The organism is Pseudomonas sp. W15Feb9B, from assembly GCF_000828175.1.
Taxonomy (GTDB): domain Bacteria; phylum Pseudomonadota; class Gammaproteobacteria; order Pseudomonadales; family Pseudomonadaceae; genus Aquipseudomonas; species Aquipseudomonas parakoreensis.
Map to the genome: position 1 here is coordinate 120,144 of NZ_JTKF01000013.1, position 19,977 is coordinate 140,120.

General features: G+C 61.4%; 17 protein-coding genes. 9 read left to right on the forward strand and 8 right to left on the reverse strand.

The window, feature by feature from the left end; genetic code table 11:
- Positions 1-61: 61 nt before the first annotated feature.
- The 3 genes from OC71_RS08950 to OC71_RS28715 form a co-directional block, all read right to left on the reverse strand.
- Positions 62-1,342, reverse strand: coding sequence for an HAAAP family serine/threonine permease (locus tag OC71_RS08950; protein ID WP_041067380.1), 1,281 nt, complete (start codon positions 1,340-1,342; stop codon positions 62-64).
- A 253-nt stretch (positions 1,343-1,595) separates the two neighbouring features.
- Entirely contained in the window at positions 1,596-1,766 is a 171-nt protein-coding gene (locus OC71_RS28355; protein ID WP_174377316.1) for a hypothetical protein, read from the reverse strand.
- Positions 1,767-1,815: 49 nt separating this feature from the next.
- On the reverse strand, positions 1,816-2,196 hold the full coding sequence (locus OC71_RS28715; RefSeq protein ID WP_371260364.1) for a hypothetical protein: 381 nt from the start codon (positions 2,194-2,196) through the stop codon (positions 1,816-1,818).
- A gap of 44 nt (positions 2,197-2,240) precedes the next feature.
- On the opposite strand from OC71_RS28715, the gene OC71_RS08960 reads away from it, so the two are divergent.
- Positions 2,241-2,624, forward strand: a complete 384-nt coding sequence (locus OC71_RS08960; protein ID WP_041067383.1) for a tautomerase family protein — start codon at positions 2,241-2,243, stop codon at positions 2,622-2,624.
- A gap of 195 nt (positions 2,625-2,819) precedes the next feature.
- Positions 2,820-3,788 (forward strand): 2-hydroxyacid dehydrogenase, encoded by a 969-nt coding sequence (locus OC71_RS08965; RefSeq protein WP_041067386.1) that lies wholly within the window; start codon positions 2,820-2,822, stop codon positions 3,786-3,788.
- On the opposite strand, the gene tssA is transcribed toward OC71_RS08965, so the two are convergent.
- Genes tssA through OC71_RS08990 form a run of 5 tightly spaced genes read right to left on the reverse strand, consistent with a single transcriptional unit; the run spans position 3,785 to position 11,286 of the window.
- Positions 3,785-4,867 carry a type VI secretion system protein TssA gene (tssA, locus tag OC71_RS08970; protein WP_041067389.1) on the reverse strand — a complete coding sequence of 361 codons (1,083 nt, stop codon included), beginning with the start codon at positions 4,865-4,867 and terminating at the stop codon, positions 3,785-3,787. The genes OC71_RS08965 and tssA overlap by 4 nt on opposite strands.
- Positions 4,864-8,688, reverse strand: coding sequence for a type VI secretion protein IcmF/TssM N-terminal domain-containing protein (locus OC71_RS08975; RefSeq protein WP_041067392.1), 3,825 nt, complete (start codon positions 8,686-8,688; stop codon positions 4,864-4,866). The genes tssA and OC71_RS08975 overlap by 4 nt, the downstream gene beginning before the upstream one ends.
- Entirely contained in the window at positions 8,685-9,461 is a 777-nt protein-coding gene (locus OC71_RS08980) for a DotU/TssL family secretion system protein (RefSeq protein WP_041067394.1), read from the reverse strand. Before OC71_RS08980 ends, OC71_RS08975 begins: the two co-directional genes overlap by 4 nt.
- 18 nt (positions 9,462-9,479) lie before the next feature.
- Positions 9,480-10,811 (reverse strand): type VI secretion system baseplate subunit TssK, encoded by a 1,332-nt coding sequence (gene tssK / locus OC71_RS08985; protein ID WP_041067450.1) that lies wholly within the window; start codon positions 10,809-10,811, stop codon positions 9,480-9,482.
- 46 nt (positions 10,812-10,857) lie between these two features.
- Positions 10,858-11,286: a hypothetical protein gene (locus OC71_RS08990; RefSeq protein WP_041067397.1), complete on the reverse strand. Its 429-nt coding sequence runs from the start codon at positions 11,284-11,286 to the stop codon at positions 10,858-10,860.
- Between the two features lie 244 nt (positions 11,287-11,530).
- Here OC71_RS08990 and tssB point away from each other — a divergent pair, with 244 nt between their 5' ends.
- The 7 genes from tssB (at position 11,531) to tssH (ending at position 19,922) form a co-directional block, all read left to right on the forward strand.
- Positions 11,531-12,073 (forward strand): type VI secretion system contractile sheath small subunit, encoded by a 543-nt coding sequence (gene tssB, locus OC71_RS08995; protein ID WP_041067400.1) that lies wholly within the window; start codon positions 11,531-11,533, stop codon positions 12,071-12,073.
- Positions 12,074-12,102: 29 nt separating this feature from the next.
- A complete protein-coding gene (tssC, locus tag OC71_RS09000; protein WP_041067403.1) occupies positions 12,103-13,587 on the forward strand; it encodes a type VI secretion system contractile sheath large subunit in 1,485 nt (494 codons plus the stop codon).
- Positions 13,588-13,657: 70 nt separating this feature from the next.
- Positions 13,658-14,155 (forward strand): Hcp family type VI secretion system effector, encoded by a 498-nt coding sequence (locus OC71_RS09005; RefSeq protein WP_041067406.1) that lies wholly within the window; start codon positions 13,658-13,660, stop codon positions 14,153-14,155.
- 15 nt (positions 14,156-14,170) lie between these two features.
- Entirely contained in the window at positions 14,171-14,614 is a 444-nt protein-coding gene (gene tssE, locus OC71_RS09010; RefSeq protein ID WP_041067409.1) for a type VI secretion system baseplate subunit TssE, read from the forward strand.
- Positions 14,598-16,391 (forward strand): type VI secretion system baseplate subunit TssF, encoded by a 1,794-nt coding sequence (gene tssF, locus OC71_RS09015; protein ID WP_041067412.1) that lies wholly within the window; start codon positions 14,598-14,600, stop codon positions 16,389-16,391. The genes tssE and tssF overlap by 17 nt, the downstream gene beginning before the upstream one ends.
- The gene (gene tssG / locus OC71_RS09020; protein ID WP_041067415.1) at positions 16,355-17,380 is read left to right on the forward strand and encodes a type VI secretion system baseplate subunit TssG; all 1,026 of its coding nucleotides are present in this window, start codon (positions 16,355-16,357) and stop codon (positions 17,378-17,380) included. The genes tssF and tssG overlap by 37 nt, the downstream gene beginning before the upstream one ends.
- 1 nt (position 17,381) lies before the next feature.
- Positions 17,382-19,922, forward strand: coding sequence for a type VI secretion system ATPase TssH (gene tssH, locus OC71_RS09025; protein ID WP_041067418.1), 2,541 nt, complete (start codon positions 17,382-17,384; stop codon positions 19,920-19,922).
- The last annotated feature ends 55 nt before the right edge of the window (positions 19,923-19,977 follow it).

Consider the following 19,977-nt stretch of genomic DNA (forward strand, 5'->3'; position numbering starts at 1 on the left):
CAGCTCCTACAGGTATACACAAACCCTGTAGGAGCTGCCGCAGGCTGCGATCTCTTGATCTTCAAGCAGTCAGCGAATAAATCAACGCCGAAATCGCCACCAGACCTACGGCGGTGACAAACACGTTCGACGCCTGACCGCGATAGCGCGCCATCGCCGGTACTTTGCGGATCGCGTACATCGGCATCAGGAACAGAATCGCAGCGATCACCGGGCCACCGATGGTCTCGATCATCCCGAGAATGCTCGGGTTCAGGGTCGCGACGATCCAGCACACCACCAGCATGAACGCCGCCACGATGCGATCCAGCGCCTTGGCACCCGGACGCTTGCCGCTCTTGACGATCAGGCCCTTGAGGCCTTCGCTGGCGCCGATGTAGTGACCGAGAAACGACTTGGAGATCGCCACAAACGCAATCAACGGCGCCGCGAACGCGATGGTCGGGTTGCTGAAGTGGTTGGCCAGGTACGACAGGATCGACAGGTTCTGCGCCTTGGCTTCGGCCAGTTGTTCCGGCGACAGGGTCAGCACGCAACTGAAGACGAAGAACAGCACCATCACCACCATCAACAGGTGGGCGCGGCAGAGGATCTGCGAGCTGCGCTGGTCAGCGTTGACACCGTAGCGACGCTTCTGATCCACCGCAAACGCCGAGATGATCGGCGAGTGGTTGAACGAAAACACCATGACCGGAATCGCCAGCCACAGTGTGTGCAGCAACGCCGACGGTGCCGGCACTTGCGAGGCGGTGGTGAGAATGCCGCCGTTCCAGTGCGGAATCAGGTACACCGCGAGGAACAGCAGCGCAACGATGAACGGATACACCATCAGGCTCATCGCCTTGACGATGGCCTGCTCGCCGCAACGCACAACGGCGAGCAGGCCGAGGATCAACACGAACGACAGCAGCGCGCGCGGTGGCGGCGTGATGTGCAGTTGGTGTTCAAGGAAACTGGCGACCGTGTTGGTCAGGCCGACGCTGTAGATCAGCAGGATCGGGAAGATGGCGAAGAAGTACAGCAGGGTGATCAGCGCACCGGCCTTGATGCCGAAATGCTGCTCGACCACGTCAGTGATGTCGGCGCCTTCGCGACCGGAGAGGACGAAGCGGGTCAGGCCTCGGTGGGCAAAGAACGTCATCGGGAAGGCCAGCAGCGCGAGGATCACCAGCGGCCAGAAGCCACCCAGACCGGCGTTGATCGGCAAAAACAGGGTACCGGCGCCAATGGCCGTCCCGAACAGTCCCAACATCCACGTGGTGTCATGGCGATTCCAGCTCGACAGTTCAGCTGGTGCTGCCGCTTCATAGCGTTCGTCGACGCTATTGGCCTGATCATTCATCCGGTCGGATCTCCGCATTCCGGTCACTTGCCACTCGGTCGGGACGCGTCGGAAAAAACCGACAGACATGCTCCGGCCGAAACAGGGGCGCGATTCTCCGTGATAAATGAGCAGAAGCAAAGACTTAGCTGAGGAATGGTTGTACGGAGCAGATCAGTGGGTTGTCGTTTTTGGGAAAATAGCTGTCGGCTTCGGATACGTGAAATGTCGTTTTTCGACAAGCTCCAGCGCCAAATCCACCGGCAAGGCCTGATCAGATTGATCGAGCCAGGAGAAATCCGAGTGACATGCAAAACAGGCCGAACGCCAGCATTCCCCAGATTGGGTACATATCGCCCTTGTTTTTGATGCGCATTCTTTCAACGTCCTCATCGTATTCTCGATCTGCCCGTTCAATCATGGCCTGACGGTCAAATGTACTCATGGTGATTTCCTTCTTAGAGAGTGGGGTTGAATGGTACAAACGCGAACACTTAAAACTTGAGTGAAAGTCCTACTACGGCCGCTGTTGCGGTCAACACCCCAGTGACTACCGCAAACGGATAAAAATACGTATCCCACCTCAACTTCTTTTCTTCCGCGATAAGCTTTTTTCTCTCGGCCGCCAGTTTCCGTATTTCACTCATTATCCTTTCGAGTTCCAGGTGTTCTCGATTGTTTTGAAGCATTTGCCTTCCTTGGCTGTTGGTAGTCACTACCCGAGCTACTTTGTGTCCCCATGATTTCGCGTTCATCACCATTCCGGTAGCAGACGCATCCGCCAAATTCGTAGGCAAAATCCGCGAAAAATGTAGGTAGCCTCGTACAAAAACAGCGGCGAGCTCATCACCCCACACTTTCAATCTGGCCGACATGTTCTAGCGTGAGAGGAGTCCCTTGCCCCACGGAGTCTTTGCCCATGCCCCTCGTCCGCGTCGAAATCAAAAAGCACTCTGATCCCACCTTCGCCAAACGCATCGGCGAGCAGATCTACGCCGCCATGCGCAGCACCATCAACGTACCGGAGCACGACAACTTCCAGATCCTCAACGAGCACGACGGCGAGCATTTCATCTTCGACCCGCAGTACCTGGGCATCCAGCGCAGCGATGAGTTGGTGATCATCCAGATCACCCTCAATGAAGGCCGGACGCTGGAGCAGAAAAAAGCCCTGTACCAGACCATCGCGCACAGCCTGAACAGTCAACTGGGCATTCGCCTGGAAGACGTGTTCATCAATCTGGTGGAAGTCAAAAAGGAGAACTGGTCGTTCGGCAACGGCATCGCCCAATACGCCAGTTGACTGGACTCGTTGGCGACTTCGTGCAGCCGATCAACGATACCGGGGCGAGCTTCTGACGAAGCGCCCGCGCGCTCCCCGTTTCAGCTCCTACACTGGCTGAAGCGGGGCTGCGGCCATCATTGCCAAAGCGCTCTGGAATCAGCACTCTGACACGATATTCGCGACCGAACCGCCATTGATCACAGGAGCCGCGCAATGCCCGCCACCGTTCTGGTACTGGTTGAAACCATCAATGACTATCTGCCGATTCTCGAGCATCAGGGCTTTCATCTGATCCTCGCACCAACCCCTGCCGAACGCGCGCAAGCCATTGCCACCCACGGGGCACGGATCGACGCTGTACTGACTCGTGGCCCGCTGGGCCTGACGGCCGAGGAAATCGCCGCCCTGCCGGCGCTGAAGATCATCACCGTGATCGGTGCCGGTTACGAACACGTCGACCTGCAGGCCGCCAGCGATCGCGGGATTACCGTGACCAACGGCGCCGGGGTCAACGCCTCGTCGGTGGCCGACCATGCCCTGGCCATGCTGCTGGCACTGGTACGCGACATTCCGCGCTGCGACGCGGCGGTGCGCCGGGGTGAATGGCCGAAGATCATGCGCCCGTCGCTGGCCAATAAACGCCTGGGGATTCTCGGCCTGGGGGCGGTGGGCATGGCGATTGCCAAGCGTGCTCACCTTGGTTTCGACATGCAGATCAGTTACCACAACCGGCAGCTGCGCAGTGATGTGCCCTATGCGTTCTGCTCCACGCCGACCGAACTGGCACGGGCCTCGGATTTTCTGATCGTCGCCACGCCGGGCGGGATTGGCACCCAGCATCTGGTGACGCGCCCGGTACTTGATGCTCTGGGCCCGACCGGTTTCATCGTCAATATCGCCCGGGCCAGCGTGATCGCCACGGCCGAGTTGATCAGCGCACTTGAGCAACGACGGATTGCCGGGGCTGCGCTGGACGTGTTCGATCACGAACCGCAGGTGCCCGATGCGCTGAAAACCCTGAACAATGTGATTCTCACGCCGCATGTCGCCGGTCTGTCGCCGGAAGCCACACAAGGTACGGTGGAACTGGTGGGGAAAAACCTGATGGCATTCTTTTCGGGGCAACCGGTGCTGACGCCGGTTGAGTTACCGCCGAAACTGGGCAATCAACGCGTGCACTAAAGCACGCCGAGCAAGGTCCACAAACGCCGCGACTCGGCGTCGGCGCTGATCAATTCGCCGAGCAATTCACTCAACGGCTTGTTGCCCCACTCTACCCCGCGCCGAATCAGGTAAGGCACCGGGCTGTGGGGCTCGGTGCGGGCCAGGTATTCGGCAATCAGCAGCAATTGGCGGTAAGCCTCTTCACGACTGGCCGGCTCACGGAAAATCTGTGCGACCGACGCTGCTTCGCCCGTCTGAACCTCGGTGACAGGCGCCTCAACTACCGCAGGCGGTGGTGCCGGTTGTTGCGGGTGCATGGCAATGAACTCCTGAACCAGTGTCAGCAACGCTTGAATGGTTTCCTGCAAGGGGCGAAATCCCGGCCCCTGATCGCCCAGATACGCATCGCTCCAGGCGTCCAGTCGCTGCAGATGCTGTAGGCTCAGCAGTAAGTTACCCTGCATGCGCAGCCAGAACGCCATGGGCGTGACGCGTATTTGATCGTCGAGTTTCTTCTGTTCGTTGCGCGCGACGTCAGACGAGGCCTTGGCGTTTTTGCTGTCATTGGCCTTGACTTGCTGCACCTGCAAGCGGCGCCAGACGTCGAGGGTGTAAACCTCGAAATCACTGTTGTGCGTGCCGAACAGCGGCACTCGCGTCAGCAGAACATCGCTGTAGCGCCGCACCAGCCATTCCAGCGGAATGACCCGCCACGACTGATCACCGTCCTCGGCCTGCGGATGCAGGTGCTCGGGATAGCGTTCGCACAGGCCGGCGATCAGCGCCAGGCTGCCGGGCAAACCATCCAGTGCCTGCAGATGCAGCCACGCCTCGCCCAGCCACGCGGCGAGCATCAGGTCCTTGCTGCGCTCCAGCAGCAAGACCGTGGTCAACGCTTCGAGCTCCGGCCAGTTCGCCCGCTTGACTGCCGACTGCCAGACCCCGGTCGGCAGGCTGGTGTCGTCCTCGCGGCGCAAATCGCGCAACTGATCGTACTCACGTTCGTAACGCAAATCCGTCCCACAGGGCTGCTCGGCAGTGATGGGCGCCAGCAACTGATCGATCAGGTCCGGCAGAGTCGTCGATGGCAGGCTCACAAACCCTCCTCGTTGCGGGCATCCAGCGCGGCGGTGGCGCCGGTCTGTTGATACGGCGAGCGCGGTGCGCGGGTCGGCAGCGGCGAGATCGCCAGCGGCAATTTCGAGCCCTGACTCATCAGCGACAAGCGCACGAACATCCGTGTGAACTCACTGGTGACACTGTCGGTCGCCGCCGTCACCGGCAGACGCAACGTCAGTGGAAAGTCGGTGTAATCAAGATTCGGCTGCCGCTGCACCGAGAAATGCGCACGCATCAGCCGCAACAACGACCACGGCCCGCCGTACTCCCAGCCCGCCTCCAGGTCGCGCACCACCAGGTTCGGTTGCAACGGATCGTTGACCGGACGCTCTTTGCCGTTACGTGCCCAGCGCAGCGTCAGGCGGATCGGCTGGCCGACCATCCAGCGCAGGTTCGGCTGTTCGGCACCGGGGTAGTTGACCTGTTGATTGCCCGCTAACAGGCCCCAGGCGATCACCTGATCGGCCCCCTTCTCCTCCTCGCGATCAGTGCGCCAGCGCACATCAATTTCAACCCCGAGGATGCCGCTCTTGTCACGCACGAACAGCGGCGTCAGCCACACACTGGCCTGCTTCAGGCGCTTGAGAAAGTCTTCGGCCGCCAGGCGCTCCGGAGTCTGACTCAGGATCAGTCCGGCCTGCGCCACCGGCAGGCGCTTGTCGATGATTTCGAGAAAGTGCTGAACCCGCGCCGGGTCGGCATCTTGCGCCTGCACACCGTTGGCAAACGGAAAGCGATCGGCCAGGTATTGATTGAAATAGGTAGCCAGCTCATTCCACGCCGCAGCTGCTTGCTGCTGTTGCAGGAATTGGCAGCGCTGCATCGCCGACTGCTGCAATTCCACCGCGCGCATCGCCAGGGTGCCACGCCCGCCCGTCAGGTTGGCTGTTTGCAGGACCTGCAGGCAGGAAGCAGTGTCCATCTCGACGAAATCACGACTGACCAGTTGCTCGATCTGCGCCGGAGAACTCGCCGGGTTGGCGTCCTTGTACTTGAGCAATTCATCGTTGAGTGCGCTGAACTGCGTCACTCGCTCGTAATCCAGCGCCGACAGGTTGCCCTGCTGGGTCATCAGCCATTGCAGGGCTGGCGCGCGACGTTCGGTGATACCGAGCATGGTGTTGAACTGCTGTTTGAGGCTCAGCTTCAAGTCCTGTACATCGCTGGCGCCGTACAGTTGCAGACCAAGGTTTTTCGAACCATCCCACTGACTGATTTCAGTGCGCCCGCCGAACAGCGGTTGCGCGGTGATTTCGTCCAGGCCACTGACGATCTGCGCCAGCGCGCGCCGGTTCAACGCGCTTTGCAGACGCGCAGCCAGATCGCTGCGGTGCACCTCGACAAAAGCCTTCTGCAGGGCCATGGCCTGTTCGGCCTGAACATTGAAGACCGCGTACGGATGTGTCTGATCGTTATGATCCTTGAGACTCAGCCACATTGCCTGTGCAGCGGCCGTTTCGGCAGCTTGCAGCAGCGCATCGCGATACACCGGCGGGATACGCGGCAGCTCTTCGGCGACATAACTTTTATAGCTGGCGAAGTAGCTCAGTGAGGTATTGAGGTCGTCGCCGTCAACGGTCTGGCCCTGCATGTTGACGTTATCTTGCGTGGCACGCATTGCGATCGAAACAAAATCGCGCCGGAACAGCGCCTGTACCGCGTTATTGAGTTTCACCACCTGATCCTGCAACGCCAGTTGCCCGCTGCCCTGCTGCACCAGCAGGTTGCCGCGTGAACCGACCTGGGCAATCCACTGATCGCGAAAGCTCTGCTGCAACTTGCTCGCCTGGGCGTCCAGTTGTTGTTCGACCGCTGGCCCGAGCAAGCTGCTCTTGCGTACCTTGTCGAGAAAGTCGCGATAACCCGGTACCAGTTCCTGCCCCTTGCCGCGACTCCAGGTCGAGTTGGTCAGAGCGATCGCCGCTTGCAGGTCATCGATCAGGGCGCGCAGGTCTTCCAGCTCGCTCAGGCTATTGCCGCTGCCGGCCTCCAGTTGTTCCAGATGCAGCTTGAGGTAGCCGGCCTTGCTGACGAAGTTGTCGGCGAGAAAATACTGGTCGAGCCAGCGCTCCATCAGCCCGTTGAAATTGCTGACAATCAGCGGCCGTTCCACGCTCAGGTCCAGCGCCTGCAAGTCACCGCCATCCCCCGCCGCGAGCAAGCGGTTGTAATAAGCGGCATGGGGCAACGTGGCGGGGTTGAGGTTGAGTGACAGCGCACTGTTGCTCAGTTGCACCAGATCATCCAGTGGTACACGCTGGTTATTCTGCACTTCACCGAACAACTGGTTCTGCTGCTCCAGACGCAGCGCGCGATCCACCAGATCCGTGGCCTTCTGATAGTTCTGCCATTGCGCGGGGTCCTCGCTCTCGACGCTGGCACGCCGCTCAGTGCTGCGAATCGCCTTGATCTTCGCCAGCTCCGCGACCAGCAGATCGTGCAGCGGCACCAGCATATGGCGCTGGATCGAGCGGAACAGCTCCTGCTCCAGTTGCAGGTCGAAAGAGGAAAACCACGCGCTCGGAAACACCAGCGACGCATAGTGCCAGTGCGGGGCTTTTTCCAGCACGCGCCAGAAACTCTGCACGTTACGCCGGGTCGGCTCGATGCGATGCGCCTCGTCGGTGACCGCGACGTAACTCTTCTGCGCGCCCTGCATCAGCCGCGCCAGTTCGTGAGCATCGCGCACCGAATCGCGCCAGATCCAGACCATCGCCACCACCCATACCACCCCGACCACCAACGCGACGCCGGCAGTGATTCGCTGCCAGCGCTGACGCAAGCGCAACAGGCGCGGCACGCCCTGGGCCAGCCCCCGCTCGCCAACCACTCGCTGACGCCACAACTGACGCACGAACGCACTGCGTTGCAGGCCGCTGTCGTCAGCGGAAAAGCCGTCAAGCGCATCGTCAGCCGGCTGATTGGCACTGAAGTAAAGACCGCGAAAACACGCGGCCTCGCCCTGCGCATTACCTTGAAATACCGGCTCCAGTACGTTTTGCAAACCGCGGCGCAAGGTTTCGATACGTTCCGGCAACGCGTACAGGTCCGCGCTCAGGTGCCCGGACAACGTGCCGATCTCAATCACCGCTTCGGCCAGTGCCCGGTGCAATCGATCCATGGCCTGATCGCTCCACTGGCCCTGCCACACCGCATCGCGTGGGTAAGGCGATGACCAGCCCAAAGTGCGATCACGGGCCTCGTCGGGCAGTGCACTGATCAGCTCCTGAAATCCCGGCAGCTCTTCAAGCCCGGTGACGATCACGTACACCGGCACACTCAAGCCGAAACGCTGCAGCAGATCGATAAAGCGGCGGCGTGCCGCCAGCCCGAGCTGGGTGGCCTGCTCCAGGTTGCCCAGGCGACTGGCTGGCACCGTCCAGACAATCCCGTTCAGCGGACGTTTGCTGCGCAGGCGCAAGATCAGCCCGAGCAGACGCCACCAGCCTCCGCGCTGCAAGTGCATGCCGTCTTCGGGCAGGAACAAGGCCTGCGGCACCACCAGCACCGCGCCTTCGGGGTCCGACCACCAGCGGCCGAACCACGCTGGTTTGTCGGTGGGTTGCAGGTGCCATTCGTTGACCAATTGCGTGCCCTGGCGTTCGTCGCCGAGCATCAACAGCCACGGTATCTGGTAGCGGTCGTGAGTGCCCTGCTCTTGCTCCATGTGCCGCACCGACGTATAGAAACTGCGGATCGCCGCGCCGCTCTGGGTCCGCAGCCACCACACCAAAATCGCGATGATCAGCAGCAATAACAACAGCGCCACCACCCACGCGACAATCGTCAAAGTGCTCATGAGTCTTGCTCCGGAGCCACCACTGAAGCGCTGATTTGCAGCACCGGTTCCAGTTCCGCGCGGATGTCGCGCCACAGAAAATGGCCGATGCCAGTCAGCAGCAGAACCATTGCGATAATTCCCAGTGCCAGGCGAAATCCGTCCGGCAACGCCGTGCGTACCGGCAGTTGCAACGGCGGGACCTGTGAGGGTTGCACCAGGCGCTGACTGACACCGGCGTAGTCGGCTTCGTCTTGCCAGGCAAAGCGGAACAGCGCCAGCCGCCACTTTTCCAGTTGTGCCTGACTGTGTTCGCCGCGCAGTCGTCCGTGAAAGCCAAGGATCAGGCATTGCAGGTAGACATTGGCCAGATCGCGGCTGGTCGGTTGCTGTTCATCGAGCAGCGTTTCAATCGCCGCCGGCAGTTGCTCGCCAGCCTGACGCGTGGAATACAGACGCGACTCCAACGGTTTGCTCTGCCACGCCGATTGTCCCGGCCACGGGCTGAATAACAGGGTCTCATCAACCAGCGCAACGAAGGCATAGACCAGCGCCTTGACCTGCTCAGTGGCCGAATCGCCCACCCGCGAATACGCCGTGCGCCACAAGCGTTGCGAAGCCTGGGTCGAAAGTTCGACCACGCTGTCGACCAGTTCGGTCTCGTCCTCGTTGTCCTTGGGCAACTGGTTCCAGTCCAGCGACCATTGCTGCCACGTTTGCCGGAACGCGCTGCCGAGCGGCGCGTCCTGCAAACTCAGAGTTCTCGTTGCGGCCCCGGCAGTCCCTTCCGACATGCTGCGTTCCTTGTGTGATCAGGCACTTTCACTCGTCTGTGCAACAAACAGCACCACCTGCCACGGACTGCTGGTCAGCTTCGCTGCGGGCGCGGCGATCACCAGCGGTAGTTGTGCGTCGAACCACGCGCCTTCGGCAGTGATCACGAACAGTCGCGTGTCTTCGCCGACGCTGTAGGCCACTTGTTCATTGCGACTCATGGCCTGGTGGCTCAACCCGCTCATGCGCTGGCGGCTGAGCAAGGCAACGTGTGGCGAGGAGGCGATGATTGCACCACGCAGCCACTCGCTGGCCGCCTGCTCGCTGGCGCCGTTGGGCATGCGCAGGCCGATGACCAGCCGCTGGCTCGGTTGCTCATCGGGCAACTGGATGGAAAAACTCTGCTCGCCGCGTTCGAACGGCAGGCTGTGATAACCGGCGCGGATCAATTCGAGAGTCGTTTCCAGCCATTGCAGTACCGTATCGTAACCGCGCTGCAACTCCAGAAAGTCCAGCGGCGCGAACGAAGGCACCCCGGCCAGCGGGTCAAGTGCCGACCATGCGCCAGCCAGACCGAGCAGTTGCACATACAGGCTTTGCGGGTGAGCGATGCGACTGTTGAGTGCGCCTTCGACTTCCGGCAGTCGCGCCCATAACGCGGTCAATTGCCGGCGGATTTCCAGCGCATCATCCTGATTTCCGGCCTGTTGCGCCTGACGCAAGCGACCGCCGAGAAACAGGCACTTTTCCCGCGCCCGCGCGCACAACCCGGCAACCCGCCGGCCCAGCGGCGAATCGGGCAACAATAATGGAGTGGGAGGCGTGTAAGCCAACGCCAGGAAGCCGCCGCCCTCCTTGCGGATTTTCAACAACGGCAGGCAGATCGAATCAGCCTTGTTCAGTTGTGTACACAGGCGGGGGTTGGGCCGCCACACGGTGATCGATTCCGGAAACTCGCCACTGGTCAGATCCGGCAGCGCGTCGCCGACTACCGATTGCAAACGCCCCTTGAGCGGCAGCAGTTGCCCGGCGCGCCACAACGGACTGATCGCCAGGTACACGGTAACGCTGGCGTCGTCGGTTTCGTTGATGGCCGGGCCGACATCCAGCTCCAGGGTCGGGCCGATACCGGCTTGCAGATCCACCGGCAAACCGTCGGGCATGGTGCCCTGCAACGCCAGCACGCGGACCACTCCCGCGCTCAAGGCCGAGGGATCGAATTCCATGCGATTGACGCCCCAGAACCATGGGTTGCACGCCTGCGCCAGATGCGCCCCGAGGGCTTCGGCGCGCAGGCCCTGCAACTGAAAATGCTGCGGCAGCAATTGCATGCCTTCGTGCCAGCAAACCGCGTCAGGTAGCAGACTCATACGACTCCCTTCGGCCATGCCGCAACCCGGCGGCGGGCGGTATGTTTCAGTTTTCCTTGCTGACCAGGCTCATCTCGCGACTGTCGAACCTGAGCCAGGCCTCGCTCTGATCGTCGAGCCGCAAGCGGTGCGCTCCGGGTGTGTTATAGCTGGCGAAGACCAAAAGTCCAGCGGCCTTCTTGCCCCCCAGCGGGAAGGGTTGACGGTCGATGAATTGACCCGGAACCAGCTCCAGCCCCCACACACTCATCAGTTGACGATAGTCGCGCTGGTATTGCTCGCGCTCGGCAAACCACTGGCTGGCGTTGATGCCCGACAGTTGCTTGAGCAGATCCGGATCGGCGACGGCGACGAAATCCACGGCAATCGGCGTGTCGTCATTGGCCTTGGGTGCGACATCGAGGGTCAGGCTGTCCAGGTCGACTTTGGGGCCGAAAAGAGAGCAGCCGGCGACCAGCGCAAACCAAACCACCATCAAAAAACGTCTGCACAAAATGAATTTTCCTTTTCCCGTGGCAGTCCAAAATCGTTTTTGCTTGCTTTTTTATAGACCTGTTCTAGCGTCTTGGATAGTTCGGTTCCAGCAGCCGAATGAGGAAGGTTTGTCAAAGGAACGACAGGTCATCTGCCACCCTTTCTAACCTACGGTCCAGTAAGGGAAAGCGATGAACGGGCCTCCCCGATGCATTGCGCCCGCCTTCGCATCGGAGTCAGCCACCATGGCAGAAAGTACTCAACACAAGCTCGACCGGGTCCGTCCGCCCCGAGTGCAAATCACCTACGACGTCGAAATCGGCAACGCCATCGAAAAAAAGGAATTGCCACTGGTGGTCGGGATCCTGGCTGATCTCTCCGGCAAGCCGCTTGAACCATTGGCAAAATTGACTGAACGGCGTTTTACCGAAATCGACCGCGACAACTTCAACGAAGTGCTCGCCTCCATCGGCCCTCGCGCCACCCTGCAAGTCAATAACACCCTCAGCGGCGACGACAGCAAGCTCAACATCGAGCTGAACTTCAAACACATCGACGACTTCGATCCGGTCAAGGTGGTGGAACAAATCACGCCACTGCGACGTTTGTTCGAAGCCCGCCAGCGCCTGCGCGATCTGTTGACCAAGCTCGACGGCAACGATGATCTGGACAAGCTGTTGCGCGACGTCATCGCCAACACCGAAGGTCTGCAAGAGATCAAATCGGCCCGCCCAGACACCGCTACCCCGGCCACTGACGCCGAGGCCCCGGCCGAACCGCAAGCCTGATCGTCCACTTAATCGAGGGAGCATCCGTCATGCCCGCCGCCGCCCAGAATCAAGCCAGCGACAATGCTGCAGCCGAAACCTTATCCCTGCTCGACCGGATCATCGCCGAGGGCCGTATGGCCCACGATGACAGTCAGCAGGATTACGCCCGCGACATGCTCGCGGAGTTCGCCACCCAAGTGCTTGACGAAGGCATGGCCATCGACAAGGACACCGTGGCGATGATCAACGACCGCATCAGCAAGATCGACGAACTGATCAGCGCCCAGCTCAACGAAGTCCTGCACCACCCTGACCTGCAAAAGCTCGAAGCCTCGTGGCGCGGTCTGCACATGCTGGTACAGAACACCGAAACCAGCACCCGATTGAAATTGCGTCTGCTGAACGTCACGCAGAAAGAACTGCAGAACGACCTGGAAAAAGCCGTCGAATTCGACCAGAGCGCGCTGTTCAAGAAAATCTACGAAGAGGAGTACGGCACCTTCGGTGGCCATCCGTTCAGCCTGCTGGTCGGCGACTACACCTTCGGCCGGCATCCGCAGGACGTTGGCCTGCTGGAGAAACTGTCGAACGTCGCGGCCGCCGCTCACGCCCCCTTCATCGCCGCTGCCAGCCCACGGCTGTTTGACATGAACAGCTTCACCGAACTGGCGGTGCCGCGTGATCTGTCGAAAGTCTTCGAGAGCCAGGAACTGATCAAGTGGCGCTCGTTCCGTGAGAGCGAAGACTCGCGTTACGTATCGCTGGTACTGCCGCACTTCCTTCTGCGCCTGCCTTACGGCCCCGACACCGCGCCGGTGGAAGGCATCAACTACGTCGAGGACGTCAATGGCACCGACCACAGCAAATACCTGTGGGGCAACGCCGCGTGGGCGCTGTCGCAACGCATCACCGAGGCGTTCGCCAAGTACGGCTGGTGCGCGGCGATCCGTGGTGCAGAAGGCGGCGGCGCAGTCGAGGGCCTGCCGGCGCACACCTTCCGCACCAGCTCCGGCGACTTGTCACTGAAGTGCCCGACCGAAGTGGCAATCACCGACCGCCGCGAAAAAGAGCTCAACGATCTCGGCTTCATCGCGCTGTGCCACAAGAAGAACAGCGACGTCGCCGTATTCTTCGGCGGCCAGACCACCAACAAGTCCAAGGTCTACAACACCAACGAGGCCAACGCCAATGCACGCATCTCGGCGATGTTGCCTTACGTGCTCGCAGCCTCGCGTTTCGCCCATTACCTCAAGGTGATCATGCGCGACAAGGTCGGCAGTTTCATGACCCGCGACAACGTGCAGACCTACCTCAACAACTGGATCGCCGACTACGTGCTGATCAACGACAACGCGCCGCAGGAAATCAAGGCGCAATACCCGTTGCGCGAAGCGCGGGTGGACGTGACCGAGGTGGCCGGCAAACCGGGCGCCTATCGGGCGACCGTGTTCCTGCGCCCGCACTTCCAGCTTGAGGAACTGACGGCATCGATCCGCCTGGTGGCGACGTTGCCACCACCGGTTGCAGCCTGACCTTTACCCCCGCCGCAGCGGGGGGGGTTGTTCTTTTATCTAGCGCGACACCTTTCAGGAGTTTCAAGCGATGGATGCAATCATTCTCGACCTCGGCGGCGATATCAAAGGCGACAGCCTGCTTGAGGGCTACAAGGACAAGATCGAAGTCATGTCCTACAGCCACAACGTGGCGATGCAAGTGACCAATGACGTCAGCAACTCGGAACGGACGTCCGGCCGGCCGCACATCGGTGAGTTTACCCTGACCAAATTCATCGACAGCTCGACGCCAACGCTCAACGAATATTGCTGTGCAGGCAAACCCATTCCCGAAGCCAAAATCACCATCGGTCGTAACGCCGCTGAAGGCAGCGGGCAACTGATGCCGTTCATCATCTACACGCTCAACAACGTGGTGCTGTCCAACGTCAGCGTCAGCGGTGGTACCGGCGGCAAACCGGTGGAAACCCTGTCGCTGAACTTCACCAAGATCAAATGGGAACTCACTGCGCAGAAAGACGACGGCACCAAGGAAGGCACCGCCGGCACGGTGTGGGACCTGGCGGCCAACAAGGCCGGCAAGTAAGCGGACGCCCTGGCCATGGCAGGCACCGGCATTCGCGCACCGTTGTTCGAACGCCTCGCCTCCAGCGAGGCCGACGGTGCGCGGGAATTTGATAAGCAGGACTTGCTCGACTCGGTGCAGGCCGAGCTCGGGCGCCTGTTCAACACGCGGCGAGGACCGCGCACCCTCACCCAACCGCCCAGCGTCATCGATTACGGCATCGCCGACTGGAGCGCCCTGCAACAACAGCGCAGCGATGACCGTCGCCGGCTGACGCGCGATATCCGCGAAGCCATCAGCCATTTCGAGCCGCGCCTGAAACTGGACGAGGTGCAGGTCAAGCCCGTGCCCGACCATCCGCAACGGTTGAGCATTCGATTGACCGGCGAGCTGCGCAGCGGCCAGCAACACTGGCCGGTGGCGTTTGTCATCGAACCCGGCGGCGAAGGGCTGGAGGTGCGCCATGAGCGACTCGATTGATCCGCAACTGCTCGACTACTACCAGCGCGAACTGACCTGGCTGCGCCACGCTGGCAGCCAGTTTGCCGAGCGTTACCCGAAGGTCGCGCGACGACTGGAACTGTCGCCCGGCGAGTGTCCCGACCCACACGTCGAACGTTTGCTCGAAGGTTTTGCCCTGCTGGCTGCACGACTGCAGCGCCGACTCGACGACGACTACGCCGAGTTCAGCGACGCTTTGCTCGAGCAGCTCTATCCGTTGGCCGTCAGGCCATTGCCATCCTGCGCCATTGTCCAGTTCGAGCCCGACCCGAGCAAAGGCAACCACGACGACGGCTATCCCCTGCCCCGCGACACGCCATTGTTTGTCACCACCGGCAAAGGCGAGAGCATCCACTTTCGCACCTCGGCCGCCGTGCGCTTATGGCCCATCGACGTCAGCGAAGCGTTATTGCTCGGCAGCGATGAAGCCCAGGCGCTGACCGGTGTGGCGCAATCGCGCTCGGCGTTGCGCCTGAGCCTGCGTTGCCTCGGTGAAAGCCAATGGTCGGCGCTTGGCATTGAGCATCTACGCATCCATCTGGCCGCGTCACCGGTGATCAACGCCTGCCTGTTTGACCTGCTCGGTGCCCATGCGGTACAGGTGCTGGCCGGCACGCCCGGGAGCATTCCGACACACGTGAAGGGTTTACCGAAGATCGTCGGTTTCAGCGATGACGAAGTCCTGCTGCCGGACGAGGACGGCGTACACCCCGGCATGCGCCTGCTGGCGGAATATTTTGCTTTCCCGGACAAGTTTCATTTCTTCGATCTGCCGTTGAACGGCGTCAGCAGCGACAGCCAGACGTTGTACCTGTACATCGTTTTCGACCGTGCTCCAGCCAGCCGCCTGCATTTACAAGCCAGTGACATCGCATTGGGTTGCGCGCCAGCAATCAACCTGTTCCCGCGTACCTCCGAGCCACTGCGCCCGGACGGCACCCGCAGCGAGTACCGTTTGATTGCCGACAGCCACCGCGAGAACAGCGTCGAAATCCACAGCATCCGCAGCATGCGTGCCAGTTGCCCCAGCGGTGTGCAACAGCTGCCGGCCTATTACGGCAGTCAGCACAGTGGCGGCGATCAACAGCGTTACTGGCATGCACGGCGAGTCAGCGGCAAGACGCCGAACCGGCTCGGCAGCGACCTGCTGGTGAGTGTGGTCGACACCCGTTTCGACCCGTTGAGCGAGCTGCCGGATTACAGCCTCACCGCCGAGCTGCTGTGCACCAATCGGCATTTGGCGCAGAGCCTGCCCGCCGGCACACCGCTGGGTTTCGAACGTCCCGGGCCGATTGCCTGGGCGCGACTGCGCAACCCGCCGAGCCCGCAAAGTCTGCCGCGACTGGACGGTGATTCGCGCTGGCGACTGGTGTCGCAACTGACCCTCAATCATTTGTCGCTGGTCGAAGGCCCGCAAGCACTCGACGCACTGAAAGAGATTCTGCACTTGCACAACCTGCGCGACGAAGCCAGTGCACTGCGGCAGATCGAGGGGCTGCTGAACCTGCGTAGCGAGCGCGTGATCGGCCATGTCGGCGCCGACGCCTGGCGCGGTTGGCGCAATGGCCTGGAGGTGCAATTGCAACTCGATGCGCAACACTTTGTCGGCAGCAGCGCGGTGTTGTTTTCTGCCGTACTGGCGCAGTTCTTTTCGGTGTACGCCACAGCCAATCGCTTTGTGCGCACGGTATTGATGCACGGTGACAAGGAGATCAAGGCATGGCAACCCCAAGCCGGCATGCCCCTGTCGCTCTGACCCTGAGCCAACGACTGCGCCGCGATCCGCAGGCGTTTGAGTGGCTGCAGGCCTTGCTGCTGCTCGAGCGCGAACAACCGCAAGCCGAATCGTTGGGCAGCGGCACTTCGCCCCAGGCCGAAGCGCTGAAATTGCGCGGACCTTTGACACCGCTGTTCCCCACCAGCCAGATCGAAAATCTGCACGAAGAGCCGGGCCAGCCATTAACCCTCGGCACACCGATGTTCGGTCTCGGCGGCCCCGACGGCCCGTTGCCCTACGCCTATCAGGAATGGTTGCAACAACGGGCCCGAGCCAAGGATCACGCGCCGGCCGAGTTCCTTGATCTGTTCCAGCATCGCCTGCTCAGCCTGCTTTACAAGGTGATGCGCAAACACCGGGTGGCATTGGGCTTTGTCACACCCGGGGCGTCGCCGGTGCAGGCGCAATTGCGGGCCCTCACCGGGCTGTTGCCCAAGGCTTTGCAGGAGCGTCAAGCGGTTCCTGATTGCGCAGTGCTGGCCTGTACGGCGCTGTTCGCCGACGGCCGGCGCTCGCTGGCGGGGTTCGCAGCGACAGTTCGGGAACAGTTCGGCGTACCGGTGGCACTCAGTGCCTGCCAAGGCGCCTGGCGCGAAATCCCGCCGGCCAGTCGCAGTGTCATCAAATCCGGAGGGCGAAATTTGCAACTCGGGCGCACCGCGGTGGCCGGAAGCCGGGTGTGGGATGAACACGCCGGCATACGTCTGACCCTCGGCCCACTGCCCTCGACGCAAGCGATCCGTTTTTTGCCGGACGGCGAAGCGCACCCGGCATTGGCCAGCCTCGCGGCGTTGTACTTCGGTCCCGATCTCGACGTGACGCTGGTGCTGCTGGTACGCGGTGCCGGGCCGATGAAACTCGGGCGCCAGGCACCGGTTTTGCTCAGCTGGAACGGTGGTTTGCAGCGTCAGGCCAGCCTGGCCGTGCAGCGCATCGAAACCCGTCTTCGTCAGTTGGAGATCACCTGACATGGAACTCGCCAGTCTGATCGGACGGCTCAACCCGGACAACCGCCGTGCCCTCGAGCGCGCCGCCCAGCGCTGTCTGCAGCGCGGGCATCACTTTGTCGAGATCGAACACCTGCTGCTGGAACTGCTCGATATCGAAGCGGGAGACTTTGCCTTGCTCCTGCCACGCTTCGGCCTCGAACGCGATGCGCTGACCGCGGAAATCAACAAGGCGCTGGATCTGTTCAAGGGTGGCAGCACGCGCACGCCGGCGCTGTCCTCGCACACGCTTGGCTTGTTGGAGGATGCCGTCGTTCAAGCCAGTGTACTGGGGATCGACAGCATTCGTTCCGGCTTGCTGTTACTGGCACTGATCGACCGCGACGAGCGCCGCAGTTTGCTGCTCAACAGTGCTTCGTCATTGTTGCGGATTCCCAAGGAAGCGCTGCGGGCCAATCTGCTGGAGTGGACGGAAAACTCCCGCGAGCATGTCGGCCCGCGTTCAGCGTCAGCTGGAAATTCCGCGCCCCGGCAGGACTCAGTACTGGACCAATACACTCAGGACCTGACTGCCGATGCCCACGCCGGACGTATCGATCCGATCGTGGGGCGCGATGGCGAAATCCGCCAGTGCATCGACATTCTTCTTCGGCGTCGGCAGAACAACCCGATTCTGGTCGGCGCGCCCGGCGTCGGTAAAACGGCGGTGGTCGAAGGCCTGGCCCTGCGCATCGCCGCCGGTGATGTACCGCCGTCGTTGCAGGAAGTCAGCCTGCGCGTGCTTGACCTCGGCTTGCTCCAGGCCGGAGCCGGGGTCAAAGGCGAATTCGAACAGCGGCTCAAAGGCGTGATTGATGCTGTGCGCAGTGCCGACAAACCGATCATCCTGTTCATCGACGAAGCCCACACGCTGATCGGCGCTGGCGGGGCCGAGGGCGGCAGCGATGCGGCCAACCTGCTCAAACCGGCATTGGCCCGGGGTGAGTTGCGCACCCTCGCCGCGACTACGTGGATGGAGTACAAAAAATATTTCGAGAAAGACCCGGCCCTCGCCCGCCGCTTTCAGTTGGTGCAGGTTGAAGAGCCCGACGAAATCACCGCCGTGGAAATGCTCCGGGGCGTGGCCGCCAAACTGGAACAGCATCACGGTGTGCAAGTGCTGGATGCCGCGATCCATGAAGCGGTGAAACTCTCGCACCGCTACATCTCCGGTCGTCAACTACCGGACAAAGCCATCAGCGTGCTCGACACCGCGTGCGCCCGCGTCGCCCTCGGCCAGCACGACGTGCCGCCACCGCTGGAAAGCCTGCGCCATCGGCAAAACAGCCTCAAAGATGAAGTCGAACGCCTGCGCCGAGAGCAGGCCACCGGGCTGGATCATCGCGAACGCATCACCCTGCTGGAGGCTGAATCGAAGACCAATGTGCAAGCGATCCGCGAACTGGAAACACGTTGGAGTGAAGAGCGCGTGGCCGTGCGTGAACTACTCGAAACACGCCGCGAATTGCTGGCGTTGAGCGAAAGCGCCGATAGCGACAAACCCGACGAAGCCACCGACAGCCGCATCGATCATCTGGCCGCCGAACTGCTGCGCCTGGAAGCGGGACTGGATGCGATTCGCCAGGACGATCCGCTGGTGCCGGAACAGGTCGACGCGAAAACCGTCGCTGCCGTCATAGCCGGATGGACCGGCATCCCCGTAGGCAAGATGCTCGCCGACGAAGCCCATGCCGTGCGCACCCTCGGCACCCGCATCGGCCAGCGCGTCATGGGCCAGAGCACCGCGCTCAACACCATCGCCCAGCGTTTGCAGGCTTATCGCGCGGGGCTCACCGATCCGCAAAAACCGGTCGGTGTGTTTCTGCTTGTCGGGCCTACGGGCGTCGGTAAAACCGAAACCGCGTATGCGTTGGCGGACGCGTTGTACGGCGGCGAGCGCAACCTGATCAGCATCAATCTTTCCGAGTATCAGGAAGCCCATACCGTCAGCCAACTCAAGGGCGCGCCACCCGGCTACGTCGGTTATGGCAGCGGCGGCGTGCTGACCGAAGCCGTGCGGCGCAAACCGTACTCGGTGGTGTTGCTGGATGAAATCGAGAAGGCGCACCCGGATGTGCTGGAAGCGTTTTACAACGTGTTCGACAAGGGCTTGATGGAGGACGGCACCGGCCTGGTGGTCGATTTCAAGAACACCGTGATGCTCGCCACCAGCAATGTCGGTGCTGAGTTGCTGCTCGATACGCCGGTGTCGCAAATCGGCAGCGAAGCCTTCAACGAAGCGCTGCACAAAGTCCTGCTGCAAGCCTTCCGCCCGGCGTTTCTGGCACGCATGACGGTGGTTGCGTATCGACCGCTGGATGAGGCGACGCTGGAGGGGATTGTGCTCGCAAAACTGGAAAAACTGCGCGGCCGTTACAAAGCCGCGACCGGCAAGCAGTTCGAGTTTGATTCGGGAATTGTGAAAGCGGTGCTCGCCAAATGCAGCGCGGCGGGTGCGCGGGATGTCGAGAATGTGTTGATGACGCAGGTGACAGGGAAGTTGGCGGAGTGGGTGTTGGAGTAGAACTTTCGAACACTTGAGCACACCGGCAGCAGAGAGTTCACGAAAACCAAGGAGG